General features: G+C 55.3%; 13 protein-coding genes. 4 read left to right on the top strand and 9 right to left on the bottom strand.

Translation table 11 applies throughout. The features are described 5' to 3' along the window. Position 1: 1 nt before the first annotated feature. The gene (locus tag SIC18_RS02955; protein ID WP_048347601.1) at positions 2 to 664 is read right to left on the bottom strand and encodes an HpsJ family protein; all 663 of its coding nucleotides are present in this window, start codon (positions 662 to 664) and stop codon (positions 2 to 4) included. Between the two features lie 41 nt (positions 665 to 705). Between SIC18_RS02955 and queG the strand changes: the two genes are divergently transcribed. The 3 genes from queG to SIC18_RS02940 all read left to right on the top strand — a co-directional run bounded on the left by queG (position 706) and on the right by SIC18_RS02940 (position 5114). After that, positions 706 to 1683, top strand: a complete 978-nt coding sequence (queG, locus tag SIC18_RS02950) for a tRNA epoxyqueuosine(34) reductase QueG (protein WP_250395227.1) — start codon at positions 706 to 708, stop codon at positions 1681 to 1683. Positions 1684 to 1742: 59 nt separating this feature from the next. Further along, on the top strand, positions 1743 to 2582 hold the full coding sequence (locus SIC18_RS02945) for a tetratricopeptide repeat protein (protein ID WP_245407177.1): 840 nt from the start codon (positions 1743 to 1745) through the stop codon (positions 2580 to 2582). Between the two features lie 69 nt (positions 2583 to 2651). Next, positions 2652 to 5114 (top strand): DNA topoisomerase (ATP-hydrolyzing) subunit A, encoded by a 2463-nt coding sequence (locus SIC18_RS02940; RefSeq protein WP_048347598.1) that lies wholly within the window; start codon positions 2652 to 2654, stop codon positions 5112 to 5114. On the opposite strand, the gene purF is transcribed toward SIC18_RS02940, so the two are convergent. The 8 genes from purF to SIC18_RS02900 form a co-directional block, all read right to left on the bottom strand. Beyond that, entirely contained in the window at positions 5115 to 6620 is a 1506-nt protein-coding gene (purF, locus tag SIC18_RS02935) for an amidophosphoribosyltransferase (RefSeq protein ID WP_413430117.1), read from the bottom strand. It lies immediately after the preceding gene. Next, entirely contained in the window at positions 6620 to 8953 is a 2334-nt protein-coding gene (gene purL, locus SIC18_RS02930; RefSeq protein WP_413430116.1) for a phosphoribosylformylglycinamidine synthase subunit PurL, read from the bottom strand. The genes purF and purL overlap by 1 nt, the downstream gene beginning before the upstream one ends. Positions 8954 to 8989: 36 nt before the next feature. Beyond that, positions 8990 to 9790, bottom strand: a complete 801-nt coding sequence (locus tag SIC18_RS02925; protein WP_250395497.1) for an RNA methyltransferase — start codon at positions 9788 to 9790, stop codon at positions 8990 to 8992. A gap of 16 nt (positions 9791 to 9806) precedes the next feature. Beyond that, the gene (dnaN, locus tag SIC18_RS02920; RefSeq protein ID WP_048347594.1) at positions 9807 to 10964 is read right to left on the bottom strand and encodes a DNA polymerase III subunit beta; all 1158 of its coding nucleotides are present in this window, start codon (positions 10962 to 10964) and stop codon (positions 9807 to 9809) included. A 470-nt stretch (positions 10965 to 11434) separates the two neighbouring features. Then, positions 11435 to 12433: a hypothetical protein gene (locus tag SIC18_RS02915; RefSeq protein WP_413430115.1), complete on the bottom strand. Its 999-nt coding sequence runs from the start codon at positions 12431 to 12433 to the stop codon at positions 11435 to 11437. Positions 12434 to 12529: 96 nt separating this feature from the next. Next, positions 12530 to 13636, bottom strand: coding sequence for a threonine synthase (thrC, locus tag SIC18_RS02910; RefSeq protein ID WP_413430114.1), 1107 nt, complete (start codon positions 13634 to 13636; stop codon positions 12530 to 12532). A 65-nt stretch (positions 13637 to 13701) separates the two neighbouring features. Next, positions 13702 to 14271 carry an alpha/beta hydrolase gene (locus SIC18_RS02905; RefSeq protein WP_413430113.1) on the bottom strand — a complete coding sequence of 190 codons (570 nt, stop codon included), beginning with the start codon at positions 14269 to 14271 and terminating at the stop codon, positions 13702 to 13704. Between the two features lie 22 nt (positions 14272 to 14293). Further along, the gene (locus SIC18_RS02900) at positions 14294 to 16159 is read right to left on the bottom strand and encodes an ABC1 kinase family protein (protein ID WP_245407378.1); all 1866 of its coding nucleotides are present in this window, start codon (positions 16157 to 16159) and stop codon (positions 14294 to 14296) included. Between the two features lie 75 nt (positions 16160 to 16234). On the opposite strand from SIC18_RS02900, the gene recN reads away from it, so the two are divergent. Next, positions 16235 to 17923 carry a DNA repair protein RecN gene (recN, locus tag SIC18_RS02895; RefSeq protein WP_413430112.1) on the top strand — a complete coding sequence of 563 codons (1689 nt, stop codon included), beginning with the start codon at positions 16235 to 16237 and terminating at the stop codon, positions 17921 to 17923. Positions 17924 to 17967 lie beyond the last annotated feature (44 nt).

Here is a 17967-nt window from a genome sequence, read left to right as displayed (position 1 = left end):
ATTAGATCACGGCCGCCAGAGCCAAGAGCACGAAAGCAACGGCAAGAATCACCGCACTCACGGTCCCGCCAAAGCGACGCTGATTCACAGCAAGATTTCGCTGACGTTCCCCCTGTTGGATCTGCTGTTCCATCTGCGCCAGCTGCTTATCGATAAAAGCCTGAGCAGCTTTGACCTGGTCTTCCTCACTGGCATCAGCAGGCAACTGTCCTGCCTGTGTGAGCTGACTACCCAGCATTTTCACATTTTCGGGATTGGCCGATTGCTGACGAGCCATCTCCAACTGACCCTTTTGCTGCTCAAGCGTTTGATCCGATTCACCTGAGAGATTCTGATTACCTGAGATTGAGACAGGAACAACAACAATCATCAAAATCGCCAACAGCGCAGAAATCACGCAAACAAACCAACGAATTGGAGGTCTTGCTGACTCCGGTTGGTCAAGGCGCGAACCCAAAAGCATGAGCAAAAGCCCGATCAACCCCATCGGGGCTTGATTGACTAAGCGCTCAATTAAGAGTTGCTTAAAGACTCCATCGGCCCAATCGGCTGCACTCAGCAGCACAGCCATCTGCAATGCAAGCAGCACAACCAAGGTGATGCCCAACCACCTCAGAACAAAAGACAGTCGTAAGGATTGAGAACCCGATGGGGATGCGGACACGTCACGATGCTTAAAGGTGATTAACTTTACGGCTCATTTCCGTGACGTCCTCCGCTGGACAACCCCAACTCAGTGCGGCACTCAAGGAACGTGCCCGCCTGGAAGGATTCGATCCTGTTGGGATCGCCTGTCTACCGGGAAGTTCGAGGTTGCAGATGCGGACAGCAGCTTTACAACGCTGGCTTGACGCTGGTTTTCAAGCGGAGATGGGCTGGATGGCTGCTCCGCGAAGGCTCGATGCGAAAACACTTCTTGATGGAGCTCGAAGCTTGCTTGCCGTCGGGCTGAATTACTACGTCTCCGACTCGCGCCAACCGAACAGCCTTGCCATCGCTCGCTATGCATGGGGCCGTGACTACCACCGCGTGGTCAACCAAAGACTGCGCCGCGTTGGTCGCTGGCTTGAAACACAAAGACCCGACTCGCGCTGGCGGGTTTGCGTGGATGCCGAACCCCTGCTCGATAAGGCATGGGCGGAAGAGGCAGGCTTGGGATGGATTGGCAAACACAGCAACGTGATTCATCCGCAACGGGGGTCTTGGATGGTGATCGGCCACTTGCTCAGCACAGAAGATTTAGTAGCGGATCAGCCGGCCCAACCTCGCTGCGGCCGTTGTCGAGCATGCATGGACGCCTGTCCCACCGAGGCCATACGGGAGCCATTTGTGGTTGATTCACGGCGATGCATCGCCTATCACACAATTGAAAACCGAGATCAGCAGCTTCCAGACTTGATTAAGGCTGGGATGGGTCCATGGGTCGCAGGCTGTGATATTTGCCAGGACGTCTGTCCGTTCAATCAAACGGAGCTCCCATCGAGTCAAGATCCAGAGGTCCAGCCCCGTCCCTGGATTTTGGATCTAAGCGCTGCGCAGGTTGAGCAATGGGATCCGTCGACCTGGGATCAAAAGTTGCGCGGATCCGCACTCAGACGCATCAAACCTTGGATGTGGCGCCGCAATGCCGCCTCAGCAAAGTCAGTAGATCCACCTACTGTGTCTACATCTGAGATTCGGTGATGGGATCCCATCGGCGTTCAAGCCAATCGTTCACCAAAGTTTGGGTGTCAGCGACCCTGATGAGCGCGATTGGTCTGTGCAGCGCTGAACCCGCCAAAGCCCTCATCCCCTATGTCTTTACACCCAGCCCACAAGAATTAGAAGGGGCTGGGATCGGCATCGGTCGCACTGCAGCGCAATTGCTAAGGCTTGGACAACCCAAAGAAGCTGCCCGCTTAGCCGCTCTAGCCGTGCGTCTACAACCGAACGATGAACGGCTCTGGTCCGTGTTGGCTGAAGCGCAACTACGGAGCGAACAACTCGATGACGCAGCGGGATCCCTGGCCCGTGCGAAATCACTCAACCCAACCAACGCAGGACTTTGGTTCGCAGAAGCATCCTTAGCGCTGCGAGACAACCGTCCAGACGACGCCATCCCCCTGTTGGATCGAGGTCTCAAACTCGATCCCAAAAACGCCACGGCCTATTTCGACCTTGGCAACGCCAGGGTGATGCAGTCCAACCAAAAGCAAGCCCTCAAGGCTTTTGAGCGCGCAACGGCGATTAAGCCCAGTTTCTGGGAAGCCTTAAACAATCAAAGCCTGGTGTTGTTTGAAATGGGAAACACCAAAGAAGCCATTCGTCGCTGGCGTTCCGTTTTAACGATCAATGCCAACCCAGAGCCGATGTTGGCCTTAGCTGCGGCGTTGAACAAAGTGAATCCTGGAGATCAGGAATCCTTGAAGCTTGCTCAAAAAGCTCTTGCCGAATCTCCGAATTACGTTCTGCCTGGCCATCAAAAAAAACAACTATGGGGCGTGAAATTACGCAGAGCTACAGCTGAACTGTTGAACAATCCCAGCCTTCAAAACGCCGTCGAGCGTGCCGAGGCAAATGCAGATCCAAAAAGCGCTATCTAACCAAAACTCTGGTCAAGCAGAAGAAGATCTGTAGGCTGACACTCGACTGCCTTCTTATTTCCCTGCAGGATGGCCGAGGAGCGCGTTCAATCGATCGCCCTGCACCACGAGATGCAGCGCTCATACCTCGAATACGCGATGAGCGTGATCGTGGGCAGAGCGCTCCCGGATGTGCGTGATGGACTGAAACCCGTCCAACGCAGAATTTTATTTGCGATGCACGAACTGGGGCTCACCCCAGATCGTCCTTATCGGAAATGTGCCCGTGTAGTCGGGGACGTGCTTGGTAAGTACCACCCACATGGTGATCAAGCGGTTTATGACGCCCTGGTGCGGTTGGTCCAAACCTTTTCCAGCCGTCACCCGTTACTGGATGGTCACGGCAACTTTGGCTCGGTGGATGACGATCCACCAGCAGCCATGCGATACACCGAAACGCGGCTAGCACGGATCTCCCATGAGGGATTACTGGATGAAATCGGCGACGACACCGTCGATTTTGCCTCCAACTTCGATGGGTCCCAACAGGAGCCCACCGTTCTTCCCGCCCAGCTTCCGTTTTTACTTCTGAATGGCTGCTCGGGCATCGCTGTTGGCATGGCCACCAGCATCCCTCCCCACAACCTCGGCGAGGTGGTGGATGGACTGATTGCACTCGTTCAAAACCCCGATCTAAGCGAAGACGAAGTCCTAAAACTGATCCCTGGTCCCGATTTCCCTACGGGTGGAGAGGTGCTTCTTGGGAGCGGCGTCCGCGAAACGTATTTAAGAGGCCGAGGCAGCATTCCCATGCGTGGCGTAGCGCATATTGAGGAAGTGCATCCCGGCAAAGGAAAGCATCGGCGGAACGCTGTGATCGTGACCGAGCTCCCTTACCAACTCAGTAAGGCCGGCTGGATCGAAAAACTGGCTGAACATGTCAACGACGGAAAAATTGGTGGCATTGCCGATATCCGTGATGAAAGCGACCGTGAAGGGATGCGCGTGGTGGTGGAGCTCCGCCGTGATGCCGATCCAGAAACAGTGCTGACTGACTTGCAACGGCGCACGTCACTCCAAAGCAACTTCGGCGCGATCCTGCTGGCCCTGGTCGATGGCAGACCCCAGCAACTCACGCTGCGGCAGCTCCTCCAAACCTTCCTGGATTACAGAGAGCTCACGATCATTCGGCGTACCAACTACGCGCTGCGCAAAACGGAAGATCGGCTTGAAGTGGTGGAAGGCCTGACCACCGCCCTCGCATCACTGCAACAGGTGATTGCCATGATCCAGGAGGCCAGAGATGCGGCCAAGGCAAGGGCCAGCTTGATGGTGCATTTCGATCTAAGCGAACGGCAGGCAGATGCTGTGCTGGCCATGCCACTACGCAGGCTCACAGGTCTGGAACAGGAAAGCCTGCGTAAGGAGGCAGACGATCTTCGGAAAGAAAGACAGCGACTCACCCTGCTGCTGGAAAACCGCGACCAATTGCTGGATGCCCTGATCCAGGAACTTCGCCAACTCAAAAAACGTTTTGCAACGCCAAGACGCACCAGGCTGGTCGAGGGTGGCGACCACTTGCTTGCTGAGCGGGCCGCCAGTCAAAGGCCCAATGCCGAACTACAGAGACGCCAGGCCCTGGATGCCCTCCCTAGCGATTCAAGACTGCTGATTCAAGACGATGGTCAAGTGAAAATCGTCAGTCCTCAGCTGCTGGGACGCCTGCATCTCAACGATCCAGTGCCCATGGGTGATGAACCATCTCCAGCCATTATCAGCCTGCCCATCCAGCCGCCACCACGTCTCTTGGCTGTGACAGTGAGCGGTCGTGTAGCACTTGTGCGCTGGGAATTTGCAGGACAGCAGCAAGGAACCCTGGAGCGATTCCTACCCACAGCCCTTGAAGGCGATGAGGTGGTGTCCCTACTGCCTTTGCCCAATCCAGAGGATCTGGCCACCAATGAAACGAAATCCCTTGGACTGTTGACCAGTGATGGACGGTTCAAGCGGCTACCACTAAAAGACATCCAGGAATTGTCGGGGCGAGCAGCCACCGTTTTAAAACTAAAAGAAGGAGTGAGTCTGAAAGCTGCCTTGATCTGTCAAGACGGAGCTGATGTGGCCGTCATCAGCGATATCGGCAGAATTCTGCGTTTACAAGCAGGGGAAACCAATCTGCCTGTGATGGGCAAGTTGGCCCAAGGCCCCATCACCATGCGTCTGCTCCCTGGCGAACAGCTGGTCACCGCAATCGCAGGCCACGCTGAAGGGCCAACAACCATCCTGCTCGCGAGCCAAACAGGCCGTCTGCACTGGTTGGAACTCACGAGCATCCGGTCCTGCAAACGAGGCGATCTCGGAGAGATCGGCTGGGAGCTGAATTCAGAATCCACCCCTGGAAGCGAACGGATTGCTGCAGCTTGCCTCGCAGATTCACTCATTGGTGTGGTGACATCAAACGGACGTCACGGACGACTGAACGTGAATGAGCAGGATCAACTCACGCTCAAAGACAACGAATCAATCCTGCGATTGGTGCCCTTAATCAGCTGATCAGAGATTCGTTGCCGCCACCCCTGCTGGTTCAAGCATTAATTTGCTCGCCTTGATCGAGGCGTCCATGGGAACCGGATAGTTCCCATCGAAACAAGCTGTACAGAAATGTTCCGACTGAGCATGTGCAGCTTCCACCATGCCTTCCTTGCTGAGATAAGCCAGCGAATCCACCTTGAGATGCTCCTCAATCTCTTGCAGCGTGAGTCGAGCAGCGATCAATTGATCCTGTGTATCGGTGTCGATTCCGTAGAAACAAGGATGGGTGACCGGTGGAGAACTAATGCGCATGTGCACCTCAATGGCGCCGGCATCACGGAGAGCCTGAACCAATTTTTGACTGGTGGTTCCACGAACGATCGAGTCATCAATCACCAGGACCCTTTTGCCGGTTAAAACATCCGGGAGTGGATTGAGCTTCACACGAATCCCAGCCTCACGCATCGCCTGGGTCGGCTGGATGAAGGTTCGGCCGACGTAGCGGTTTTTGATCAGTCCATCGGCATAGGGAATGCCACTGGTCTGGGAATACCCGATCGCAGCTGGAATTCCGGAATCAGGAACACCAATCACGAGATCCGCCTCAACAGCGGATTCACGGGCCAGAATCTGGCCGATGCGCTGTCGATAGCTGTAGAGCGATTCACCAAAGAAACGACTATCAGGGCGCGCGAAATAGATCATTTCAAACACGCACATGCGAGTGGTGGGTTCAATCCAGCGATGACGTTCTGGTGTGGGATCCCCGCAACGAAACACCACTAATTCGCCAGGTTCAACATCAGCAACGAACGGAGAGCCAATGATGTCGAGCCCACAGGTTTCACTACTGAGAACCCAGTGTCCAAGACCTTGATCCCCGAGGTAGCCATACACCAGGGGGCGAATCCCATAACCATCCCGAAGGCCGTACAGGGCATCTGGCGTTCCAATCACCAAACTGAAAGCCCCCTGGCACTGGGATGCAGCCGCTTTAATCCCCTCTGTCCAATCCAAACCCCCATCCACGGCCTGCTGCACCGCATAAGCGATCAACTCCGAATCCGTGGTGGATGTGAACTCCACCTCACCGTCATCCACCTGAGCTCGCAGCTCTGATGCATTCACAAGATTGCCGTTATGAGCCAGCGCAAAGGGGCCGAGACGGGTCATCAAGACCACAGGCTGGGCATTGCAAACCTTGCTACTCCCGGTGGTGGAATAACGGTTATGTCCCACGGCTAAACCACCAGGCATGCGCTCGAGCACGTCCTGATCAAACACCTGGCTCACCAAGCCCATGTCCTTATGGAGCCTGACCTTTCCTTCGTTGAAAACAGCAATACCAGCGGATTCCTGACCCCGATGCTGCAGGGCATAAAGACCGAAATACACCAGGTTCGCCACCGGCTGTTCCAGGGCCTGAACAGCGAAAACGCCGCAGGCTTCTTCCATGCGATCGGGACGCTCTATTTCGAGCTGATGCACCGGCCGCCTCGACTTCGGATGGGTCTCAAGATTCTGCATCAAACCGCTCCGAGGCGACGGGGAACCGCTTGTTCGTATTGCTCTCGCAGGGTCTCAACGTCAAGATCAATCACTGGATGGTTCCCCACCGCCAATCGGAAACAACCATGGTCGGCAACGGTTCCAATCTCTGTCACAGGAACACGTTGATGCTCTTGCGAGATCAGCAAAGCGTGCCAGGCACTGTGCTGTTCTGCGCGAACCGTAACGACAATGCGTGCACCGCCTTCAGCAAACAAAACACGATCCAACCGAGCAGACCGATGGGGCAGGTTGAGGTCAACCCCAAGGCCAGAGGCCAGGGCACTTTCCGCAAGCGCTACAGCCAACCCACCATCACTGCTGTCGTGGGCTGAAGCCAACACTCCCTGGGCAAACGCCTGACGAACCAAAGCTTGAACTTGAATCTCCAATTCCAGATCCACGCTCGGGGGACGACCAGTGAGCAACCCGTGAACAACTCCCTGGTAGCTACTGCCCGCCAAGCCAACACTTTCATTCCCCTCCTCATCTGTGGAGACACCAAGCAGCACCACAAGATCGCCAGGTTGACGCCAAGCCAAACCTCCGGTGCGGTTGAGATCTTCCACCAGTCCCACCATGCCCACAACAGGCGTGGGGTGAATGGGCTGAAGACTGCCATCGTCCCCCCTCGTTTCGTTGTAGAGAGAGACATTGCCACCGGTGACAGGGGTGCCCAAGGCGCGACAGGCCTGGGATAGGCCGCGGCATGCCATCGCCAATTGCCAATACCCCTTGGGGGTTTCCGGAGATGGGAAATTCAGGTTGTCGGTCACAGCGATCGGCTGGGCTCCAACACAACTGAGATTGCGGGCAGCCTCAGCCACCGCTGCGATCGCTCCCCGCTCTGGGTCGAGCGCCACCCAGCGATTGGGACAATCCAGCGTGGCCGCAACGCCACGCTGAGACGTTTGGAGCGATGCATCACCCTGTTGAGGACGGAGACGAACCACAGCAGCATCCGCACCACCAGCTCGAATCACCGTATTGGCCAGCACCTGCTGGTCGTATTGGCGATAAATCCAGCGCTTGCTGGCAATCGTGGGGTCATCCAGCAAACGCAGCAGATCCGCATTCCAATCGCGATCGATGGCAGGACGAGGAAGATCTGATTCACGCCAGGTCCAGTGCGTCTGGATGTCATCTGGAGGCTCGGAAAGCAGCTCGTGCTTGTTGATCGGTGTGTCTTCAGCCAAAGCCCGGGCCGGAACTTCTGCCGCGACAGCACCGTGTTGCAACACCCTCACCACCGGCTCTTCCAAAACCCGACCGACGACCGCTGCCTGAAGCCCCCAACGCCGGAAACGCTGCATCAGCTGCTCCTCCCGACCTGAACGGACCACAAACAACATGCGCTCTTGCGATTCCGAAAGCAGGAATTCGTAGGCGGTCATGCCTTTTTCTCTTGCGGGCACCCGATCGAGGTCCAACTCGACACCGACATCTCCCTTAGCGGCCATCTCCGAACAACTACAGGTAAGACCCGCAGCACCCATATCCTGAGCAGCTACAACATCACCGCTTTGAAAGGCTTCCAGACAAGCCTCAATCAAGCCCTTCTCGAGAAAGGGATCTCCAACCTGCACAGCAGGGCGATCATCGAGTGAATCCGCGCTGAGCTCAGCGCTCGCAAAACTGGCACCTCCCATGCCATCTCTGCCCGTGGTGCTCCCGACGTACACCACTGGATTACCGACCCCAGCGGCTCCCGAACGAACGATGTCATCCGTTTCCATCAGGCCCAGGGCCATGGCGTTCACCAAGGGGTTGCCCTGATACGACGGATCAAAGGCAACCTCTCCACCCACGGTGGGCACGCCTACGCAATTGCCGTAGTGAGCAATGCCAGCCACAACCCCTTCCACCAATCCACGGGTCGCTGGTTCGTCCAGTGGTCCAAAACGCAAGGCATTCAGCAACGCAATCGGCCTAGCGCCCATCGTGAAAATGTCACGCAGGATGCCACCAACACCAGTGGCAGCTCCCTGAAAAGGCTCAACAGCTGAAGGGTGGTTGTGGCTTTCAACTTTGAACGCCAAGCGGTGACCTTCTCCAAGATCCACCACGCCGGCGTTCTCGCCAGGGCCCACAAGGATGCGTGGGCCTTCCGTTGGGAAGCCACTCAGAAGGGGTCTGGAATTGCGGTAACAGCAATGCTCTGACCACATCACCCCAAACATGCCCAACTCGGCACGATTCGGATCCCGTCCAAGACGCCGCTGAATTTCGCTGTAATCCGTTTCGTTGAGCCCTTCCTGGCGCAGAGCCGCCCCAAGATCAAATGCCGCAACCGCATGAGAGGACTGGGTCACAACCGATGAGTCATCTGTACCCAGTGTTGCCGACGATCAGACCCAAGGATCTTCCTCATGATCAGGCCAATCGTGTCGATCCCTTGAATGATTTCGAGCTGAACGGCCACGCTCACCCCCAGGCTCATCGGGCCAATCGCCATCATCCCAGTCATCTAATGGGTCGACAGTGGAAGATGCTGCTGACGGATAGGGAGAGGCAACGTCAGAGGCCGCAGGATGCTCGTCCCAAGGCGGTTCTTCTAACCAGCCCTCTAGGCGCTCACCAGCGCGATCTCCAAACTGCTGGAGCTGTTCCCTCCAATGCCTTGAACGCTGAAGAAAATCCTGACGAACACTGGCCCGAGCCAGAGGCAAATCATCGAGCTCATGGATAGCCGTGGACACCAAGCCAGGCTGTTGGTCAACGATTCGATCTGGCAACAAGCGCCAGCGACTGGTTCCAGGTAGGCGAGGGTCACTGCGTGCCACCAGGTAATGACTGATTTGCCCGCTCGCTGGCAAGAAAGCCAAATCGGCGATGATGCCAATCCTCTCTCCATCGGCGTTGAGAAGATCGGCATCCAGCAAGGTTGGCAACCGATCCAAGGTGATCTGATCAGCTTCAGCAGGAGCCCCCTTCACAAAAACCTGCTGGTCGTCGAATCCACGACATTGATCCAGTCGCCACACATCTCGACTGGTACGCAACGCAGACGGGCGGCTCACCCAACCGAGCAACCGATGGACAGGCGGATGCATCCAAGCCATCACCCCTGGCCCATGATCAAGGCCTTGATCACAGCGCACCCGGTGGTGCAACAGATCGCTCAAGAGGAGCTGGTCCGGAACAGTCAAGAGGTCGTGAACGGTTTCAGGAACGGATCTGAACAGGCATCACCAGGTAGGTGAGTCCAGACTCATCATTGGTTGGGGTGAGGATCGCCGGCGTTGTTGGAGCGTTGCAAGACAACCTGATGCGATCACAATCCATGGCCTTGAGGCCATCCAGCACATAACGCACATTGAAGGCAATTTGTACGGCATCGCCGTTGATCTCGGCCGGTAACGACTCAGAACCACTACCCACATCTTGGGCATCAGCACTGATCTGAACCAATCCCGTGGCTGGTTCCGTAGCGATCCGGACCACATTGTTGTGTTGGTCAGCCAAGACTGCGATGCGTTCCAAAGCAGAGATGAAAGCCCGCCGATCCAGATCAATCGTGCGGCTAAAACCATCGGGAATCAGCTGGCGGTAATTGGGATAGGTCCCTTCCAGGGTGCGACTCGTCACCATCTGATCGGCCGCGAGCACGACGACCTGACCTCGCTCACAGAACAGGCTGACCGGATCATCGCCTTTCCAGCTCGCCATTAATCGCTCCACCTCACGCAGGGAGCGTGCCGGAAGCGTGACCGCTAATTCAGCAGGCTCAGACTCGTCAGCATTGATTTCAGCCTGCAAGGCATCCTCAACCGTCAACATCGCAAGACGATGCCCGTCGGTGGATGCGGCCTCCAAACGTTTCTGATTGAAGCGCAGATGAACTCCTGTGAGGAGCTGTTTTGCCTCATCAGCACTACTTGCGAACAAGGTCGCGCGCAGAGCTTTCAGCAAAGAGGAGGGATCGACACGTAAGGCTGTGCCGTTCTCCACGAGTGGGAGCTCAGGAAAATCATCAGCGGGCATTCCTCGCATCTGATAACTGCCGCTGGAGCTGGTGAGCTCAACCTGTTCGGCACCCGCATCACTGGACAATGAAACCGGCGAATCACTGGACAGCTTGGAGACGATTTCACCAAGCAAGCGGGCGGGCAATGTCACGGCACCACTGGTGTCGACTGAAGCAGGGAGTGACGTCTGAATTCCCAAATTCAGATCAAATCCTGTGAGGCTGAGCCGATCGGTGCCGGCATCGGCAGTGAGCAAAACATTGGCCAATACCGGATGGGTTGGACGCGAAGCGACAGCTCGACTGACCAACTGCAGAGCTGCGTTGAGTTCTGCCTGGGAACAGACCAATTTCATGAGGTCCGAATCAACGGCGTGAACAAATCTCCCCTCACAATTTCACAGGCTTGGGAGAAGCGCAATGGTTTCACGCTTTTTTTGTGTTCCCCGGCTTTAGGGCTGTTTTTATTCTCTTAAAAGAACTACTAAAACAGCCGTAGTAGGTCTTGTGGAAAGGAGGGAAAGAGTCCTTGACCCCAGTATTTATCTTGCTTTTGACTTGAAAACGGTTGTGGAATCTCAGCGAGGCAATGGGGACAATTGACCCTTTTCCCCATTGCTCACAGCCTGGGGAAAAGCGGTGGTGCTTTTTGCGGCTGAGTTGTCCCTGGTTTTCCACGGTTTAGAAGGCTGTTAATCGGTGGATTCCGCAGGCACTTTCTGTCCCGAACCTCTTCAATTTGATGGTGATGGGAGGTTCAACGAGGGGCAGACATCCTTTGCATCCTTCGGAAATCCAGTGATGGGGGAATTCAACTGCCGCTGAGTCAAACCAGAGTTTGAATCCCGAGGGCAATCCCCAGGCTCACCACCAGGCCGACGAAGGCTTTCCAAAGGTCATGACCGATGATCCGTCCAAGATTTCCGCCTTCTCGATTGGTGAATACAAACTCAAACTCTTTTTCCTTAACCCGCAGGGCAACCTCCCGGCCACCGATTAACCCCAGGAATACCCATGTGGTGCTGAGAGGGAAAGTGGACAGGAAGGCTTTGTAGAGCAGGCAGAGACCAAAGAAGAAATCAATCACCGTGGCCGAGCGCAAATCGGAGCTGTTGGTCTTGGTGCGAAGTACGGCCTGGAGAGGGCCACCGCCGGTGGCGACCAGTACACAGAGGCCCACGCAGAGCACTGCCGTGCAGATCGCCATAGGGAAGAAGTCAAGCTGGCGAGGTAGGAAAACAAAAATGTTTGCGAGGTCCTGCACCAGCCACATGCTCCATAGAAAACCGGTGGAAAACCACTGCAGGACATACCAGATCTTGTTGACCTTTTGGCCTTCTTGCGTCTGCTGGAACACCCAGCGCTCCAGCAGCCACATTCCCAGGTCGTAGGCGATGAGACCTACGCCAAACGCCACGATGTAACCCGTAAGAGAGCTATTCAGTAGCTGTCCGATATTGGCTGGCTTGAACGTCGAGAGCACCAGAAAGGAGGTGCTCACGGGTGCACCCCATTGGGTGAGAGCCAGCACGACGAGGGGAGGAAGGATGTAGACCCAGGTAAAGGGTTCAGGAAGCGGGAACTCCTTACCAGGAACATTGAGGCGACCCCAAGCAGGATCCCCATAATTGAGAAACCAGCCCAGCATCAGTACCGCAATTGTGACTGTGCAGATGAAGAGCATCTGCACCGCTTTGGGGCTGCGTGTCTTGTTGGAAGAGATGTAAGTGCCGAGGGTTTGCAGTGAGTCGTTGGCGACTACCGAGTAGGCGGCCAATAAGAAGCCAACGATCATCCAGGTGTTGACATCCATGAATCCGCTCATTCGGATGACATCAACATTGTTAAGTGGGCTTCAGAACCGATGGCGGTAATGCAGACGACTGCAGGCTGTGTTTTGGTTTTTCAAGGGAGCGACGCGTTAAAACCCCATCACCTTGGCCACGGTGCTCAGATCAGGATCAAGATCGGCGTAGAAGGCGGCGTCGTTGTTGTTGATCGCACAGTCCGGATCTTTCAGACCATTTCCCGTCAACACACAGACCACTGTGGATCCGTCTGGAACCTCTGCGGCACGCTTGATTAATCCGGCTACTGAGGCTGCGCTAGCGGGCTCACAAAAGATTCCTTCTTGGGCACCGAGAAGTTTGTAGGCATCGATGATTTCCGCATCGGTGACATCCAGGAAAGCCCCGTTGCTCGCCTGACGGGCTGCGATGGCCTTTGCTCGGTTCACCGGGTTGCCGATGCGAATGGCGGTCGCAATTGTTTCTGGATCAGTCACGGTGGTTTCATTCACCAGTGGCGCGGAGCCACTGGCCTGGAATCCCATCATTCGCGGCAAACGCCGACTGCGCCCAGCTTGTTGATATTCCTGGAACCCCATCCAATAGGCCGTGATATTGCCGGCGTTGCCCATCGGAATGCACAGCCAGTCGGGAGCATCTCCTAAGGCATCGACGATTTCAAAGGCTGCAGTTTTTTGTCCTTGCAGGCGGTAGGGGTTCACCGAATTCACCAAGGTGATCGGATATTTCTCGGCTGCTTCGCGAACGATGTCGAGAGCACGGTCGAAATTCCCCCGGATCGCCAGTACTTCAGCTCCATAGACCAGGGCCTGCGCCAGTTTCCCCTGTGCGACGTATCCGTCTGGAATCAACACGAAGGCTCGCATTCCGCCTCGACGGGCATAGGCGGCAGCAGCAGCACTTGTATTGCCAGTGCTGGCACAAATCACCGCTTCACACCCTGCTTCTTTGGCTTTGCTGATCGCCATGGTCATCCCGCGATCCTTGAAGGATCCGGTGGGATTGAGACCGTCGTATTTGACGAAAACTTTTACGCCGCGGCCAATCCGTTTCGCAATGGATGGCACGGGGATGAGCGGAGTGGCACCTTCGTGCAGGGTGATCACTGGTGTGGCTGAGGAAACGGGAAGCCAGGATCGATAGGCTTCGATCAAGCCTGGCCAGTCCTGCAGGACTGGTTTGGCCGTGAAACGCCGGCGGAGGTTCTTGAGCACGGACACCCGCAGAGAGCAGCAATTCCAGAAATCTATGTGTCTGGATCGAGGAGCTGGGTTTTACGAGGGCTTTATTTCAAACCGTCGAGCGGGGAATCGGAGAAGAATTTCACTAATCCAGCAATGGATTCAGCTTTTTCGATCAAAGCCATCAGGGCGGGAATGTTGACTTCCATGACCTCTGCGGGATAGGCATCCAGAAAATTGATCACTGAGAGGCCCCCCTCTTCTTTTTGCAGACCATTAATCACACCGGCTCGGATGGCAGGAACACTGACTGAGGGATCGGGCACTTTGAGGGGATAAATGATCGATGCGACACGACGGATGATGACGTCTCCAATGCGAGTGGACATCAAACGACTGGTTAGAACTAAAGGAAGATCAAGCTTTTGATTCAGTAATTTTGCGACTTCTTTGGGATCCTGTTTTCCGAGACGAAGAATGTCAGAAAGAATGCCCTTAGCTTTGCCAGTGTCTGCGAGATAGACAAGGTCACTGACAGCAATCGACCGTTTGTAGGCCCCGCTTACGAGGGCCACATCCTTGGCTGCATGGGCAGGTTGAAGCACAGATGCAACGCTGAGACCGATTGCGGCACCAAGCGCCAGGATGGTTTGGCGGCTGGATCTGCGAGGCATGGTCTTGATCATTTGCCGGAATCTAATTCGGACTTCCCGCCGCTGCTTTGACGAGGCGGACAACTCCGCGTTCGGCTAATCCTTGGGCCAGCGCAACTCCCATTTGTCTTGCATCGCGTTCACGAATCAAGCGCGGAAGTCGACTAAACACGAGATCAGGATTGAAACCTGGCAATTGCTGTAAAACGCTGATCAACTGCCGGATCGGTTCAAGGTCGAGATAACTGTCTTCGTTGAGGGATGGGGCCATATCGACCAGAAGCGGTGGTTGCAAAGGCCGCGGCAGTCGGCGTCCGATCCGTTGCAGGGCTGTCCAGCCAATGGCATCTAAACGATCAGCGACAGCTTCAACCAATTGATTGCGAAGCATGCCTCCGTTGGCTGAAAACAGAAAATCAAGGACTTGATCGAGCAACGTGTCGAGATCCAGTTGACTTTGACTCGCTGCGCTTGCGACAAGGTTTTCAAGTCTTGTCCATCGGAATGCGTCACCTTCGAACAGCATCTCTTTCAAACTTTCACGCAGTTGAGGGTCTGGATCTTCCATCAAACGTCTAGCGAAATAGGGATAGGCCGCACCAAGAATTTTGAACTCTGAATCCACGCTGAGTGCGATGCCTTCAAGCGTGACGAGAGAGCGAATGATCAGGGCGTAATAAGGCGGAACTCGGAAGGGGAATTTGTACATCACACCAGACATATCGTCAGTCACGCTTTTAAAATCCATGCGGTTCACGCCCATCTCAATGGCTTGACTGAAGACCGATTCAAAGGCAGGAACGATTGGTTCTAAATTCACGTCTTCGGCTAGAAACCCAAGCGTGACAAAATCTTTGGATAGCTGTTCGAAATTACGATTCACGAGATGAACAACGGCCTGGATGAGTCCGGTACGGGATTCGCGGCTGACCTCACTCATCATCCCGAAATCGAGATAGCACAGTCGACCATCGGCCATGGCTAAAAGGTTTCCTGGATGAGGATCAGCATGGAAAAACCCGTGTTCAAGAAGCTGTTGCAAGCTGCAACTCACTCCCACTTCAACCATGTCATCGGGATCAATTCCTAACTCCCTGACTGCTTCTAAATTTGTAAGTTTTACGCCATCGATCCATTCCATTGTTAAGACCCGTCTGCTCGTGGCATCGGAAAAGATTTCTGGAACAGCAATGCGTGGATTTTGTTTGTGTAATTCACGGAACTTGTTTGCATTGGCTGCTTCGTTGAGATAATCCATCTCTTCAAAAACTCGGCTGCCTAATTCGTCGATCAGTGCAACAAGATCACTACGAATCAGGCCAATGTTGCTGTTAAGCCAAGCGGCAATGTTGCGAACGATATAAAGGTCAAGAGTGATTTGTTCTCTTAAGCCTGGTCGTTGCACTTTGACGGCGACTTTTTGGCCGCCTTTGAGATACCCCTGGTGTACCTGACCAAGAGACGCCGCGGAGATGGGCTCTCGATCGAGTTCCTCATAGATGCTGTCCACTGGTGCACCGAGGTCATCCTCGATGCAGGCCATGGCGAGGTCGCTATCGAAGCCAGGAAGTTGATCTTGGAGTTGGGACAGTTCCTCGAGCAGCACAGGAGGAACGATGTCTGGACGAGTGGAGAGTGCCTGGCCAGCCTTGATGAATGCAGGGCCCAGATCAACGAGCAAATTGGCAAATTCTCTTGCCCTGCTTCGGGCTCGTTCAGGGTTTCTGAGTAGGCCAAGAAGTTTGTCGACACCGATTCCGAGAAGCAAAAGCCCAATGGGGACAAGGGTTTGCCAAAGGCGGCGCAGTAGGCGCTGCGGATGGCCGGCATAGATCCGCGTGATTGCTGCCGGGTCGTACTCGAGCAGACCGGCGGCCTCAATGAAATCTCCTAGTTCGTGTTGTGCCACAGCCGCCACTGCGTTGGTGATCCCTTCTAAACGACCGAAGCCGTCGCTACGGTTTGTGGAACCTCGGGGTTCGCCGTGCTGACCGGTCTGAGACTGGACAACATCGCACTGATCGAGCGCTTGGAGCTGGCGTTTGAACACGGTCTTTCTGTGTTGACCGGTGAGACTGGTGCAGGCAAGTCACTCTTATTAGATGCACTCGACGCCCTACTGGGCGGCATGCAGGGAACGTCTGCGGGTCGGTTGGTGCGGACGGGTTGTGATCGCGCGGTGATTGAAGCAACGTTCACCCCGGACGATGCTGCGCGGCGGTGGCTTTTAGAGCATCAACTCGATGATGACGGCGGCGATTTGGTTTTGTCGCGGGAGTGGCGACGTCAGGACGAACGCTTGAGCAGCCGCTCACGACTGAATGGCACTGTTGTGAATCGGCAGCAATTGCTTCAGCTCAGGCCTTTGTTGATCGATCTCACGGTGCAGGGCCAAACCCAGCAGCTTGCTTATTCGGGTCAGCAACGTCGTTGGATCGATCGACTGGGAGGTGAGCCGCTCGCTCAGTGTCTACTAACCGTGCGTGAGTCTTGGCAGGTTTGGCAAAACTGTCATGCCGAGGTGTTGAAGGTTGAGACCGATCAACGTCGTCTTCTGGAACAGCAGGAGGAACAAGACGCGTTGTTGATGGAACTCGAGGCCGCTTTCCTTGACGATCCCGCTGAAATTCAACAGCTGGAACAAGAGCAAGACCGTTTGGTTCATGGCGTGCGCTTGCTCGAAGGTCTTGCTGTGTTGATTGGCCGGCTTCAAGACGGCGCTGAACAGGCTCCATCGGCATTGGATCACCTCACGGCCTGTTGCCACGAGCTGCAGCAATTGAAGACCCTTGACGCTTCATTGAACGTGTCTGCTGAGAGATGCCTGGATATGGAGGCAGGTTTGCTCGATTTAATTCGGGGTCTTGAAGTGTATGGGGCGTCTTTAGAAAGCGATCCAGAACGATTGGGTGTGCTGCAGGATCGGCTCGCTTTGTTGAAACGCTTGGAGCGGCGTTACGGCGTTGAACTGAGGGTGTTGATCGAGCGGCGCGATGCCATTCGCGATCAAAACGCAGCCGGTGGTGCCGATGCGGCTTTGGAGGTGTTGCGTCACCAGGAACAGGAGGCTCGCAAGCATCGGGATTGCTGCAACCAGTCGCTCACGATGTTGCGACAAGCTTCCGCAGCGAGCTTGGAGGAGCGATTGATGACCCATTTGCGGCCGATGGGTCTTGAAAATGTGCGCTTTCGTGTGGATCTTTCTGCTGTTGAGCCGATGGATCTAGGCGCCGATGCCATTTGTTTTTTGTTTTCGGCGAATCCAGGTCAGCCCCTTGCTCCCTTAGCCGAGGTGGCCTCAGGAGGGGAGATGTCGCGTTTTCTGTTGGCTCTTAAAACCTGTCTGGCGGATGTGGATGGTTCCAGCACCTTGCTGTTCGACGAGATCGACAGTGGTGTGAGTGGTCGCGTCAGTGGAGAGATGGCCAACTTGCTGCGAACGATGGCCAAGCATCGCCAGGTGTTTTGTGTGACCCATCAACCGTTAGTAGCCGCAGCAGCAGATCATCACTTTCGCGTCAGTAAGGAGGTGGCGGATGGAGAAACACGCTCGCGAGTGTCCCATCTGCGGGACACTCAGGCCAGACGCCAAGAATTGGCTGAATTGGCCGGAGGGGATTTTGATGACGCTCAGGCGTATGCGGCGAGTTTGCTGGAGCAGCGAGCAGCCTGAACAGCGGCAGTCTCCTTAGAATCAGCGGCTCTTGAACAGACTCT

The organism is Synechococcus sp. Cu2B8-bc1011 (genome assembly GCF_047302735.1).
Classification (GTDB): domain Bacteria; phylum Cyanobacteriota; class Cyanobacteriia; order PCC-6307; family Cyanobiaceae; genus Synechococcus_C.
This window is presented reverse-complemented; position numbering and strand designations above follow the sequence as displayed.

Excerpts from the sequence above, each read along its gene's own strand:
- SIC18_RS02945 (WP_245407177.1), top strand. The coding sequence starts at position 1,743 with ATGAGCGCGATTGGTCTGTGCAGCGCTGAACCCGCCAAAGCCCTCATC.
- purF (WP_413430117.1), bottom strand. The coding sequence starts at position 6,620 with ATGCAGAATCTTGAGACCCATCCGAAGTCGAGGCGGCCGGTGCATCAG.
- SIC18_RS02905 (WP_413430113.1), bottom strand. The coding sequence starts at position 14,271 with ATGCCTCGCAGATCCAGCCGCCAAACCATCCTGGCGCTTGGTGCCGCA.
- SIC18_RS02915 (WP_413430115.1), bottom strand. The coding sequence starts at position 12,433 with ATGAGCGGATTCATGGATGTCAACACCTGGATGATCGTTGGCTTCTTA.
- SIC18_RS02940 (WP_048347598.1), top strand. The coding sequence starts at position 2,652 with ATGGCCGAGGAGCGCGTTCAATCGATCGCCCTGCACCACGAGATGCAG.
- dnaN (WP_048347594.1), bottom strand. The coding sequence starts at position 10,964 with ATGAAATTGGTCTGTTCCCAGGCAGAACTCAACGCAGCTCTGCAGTTG.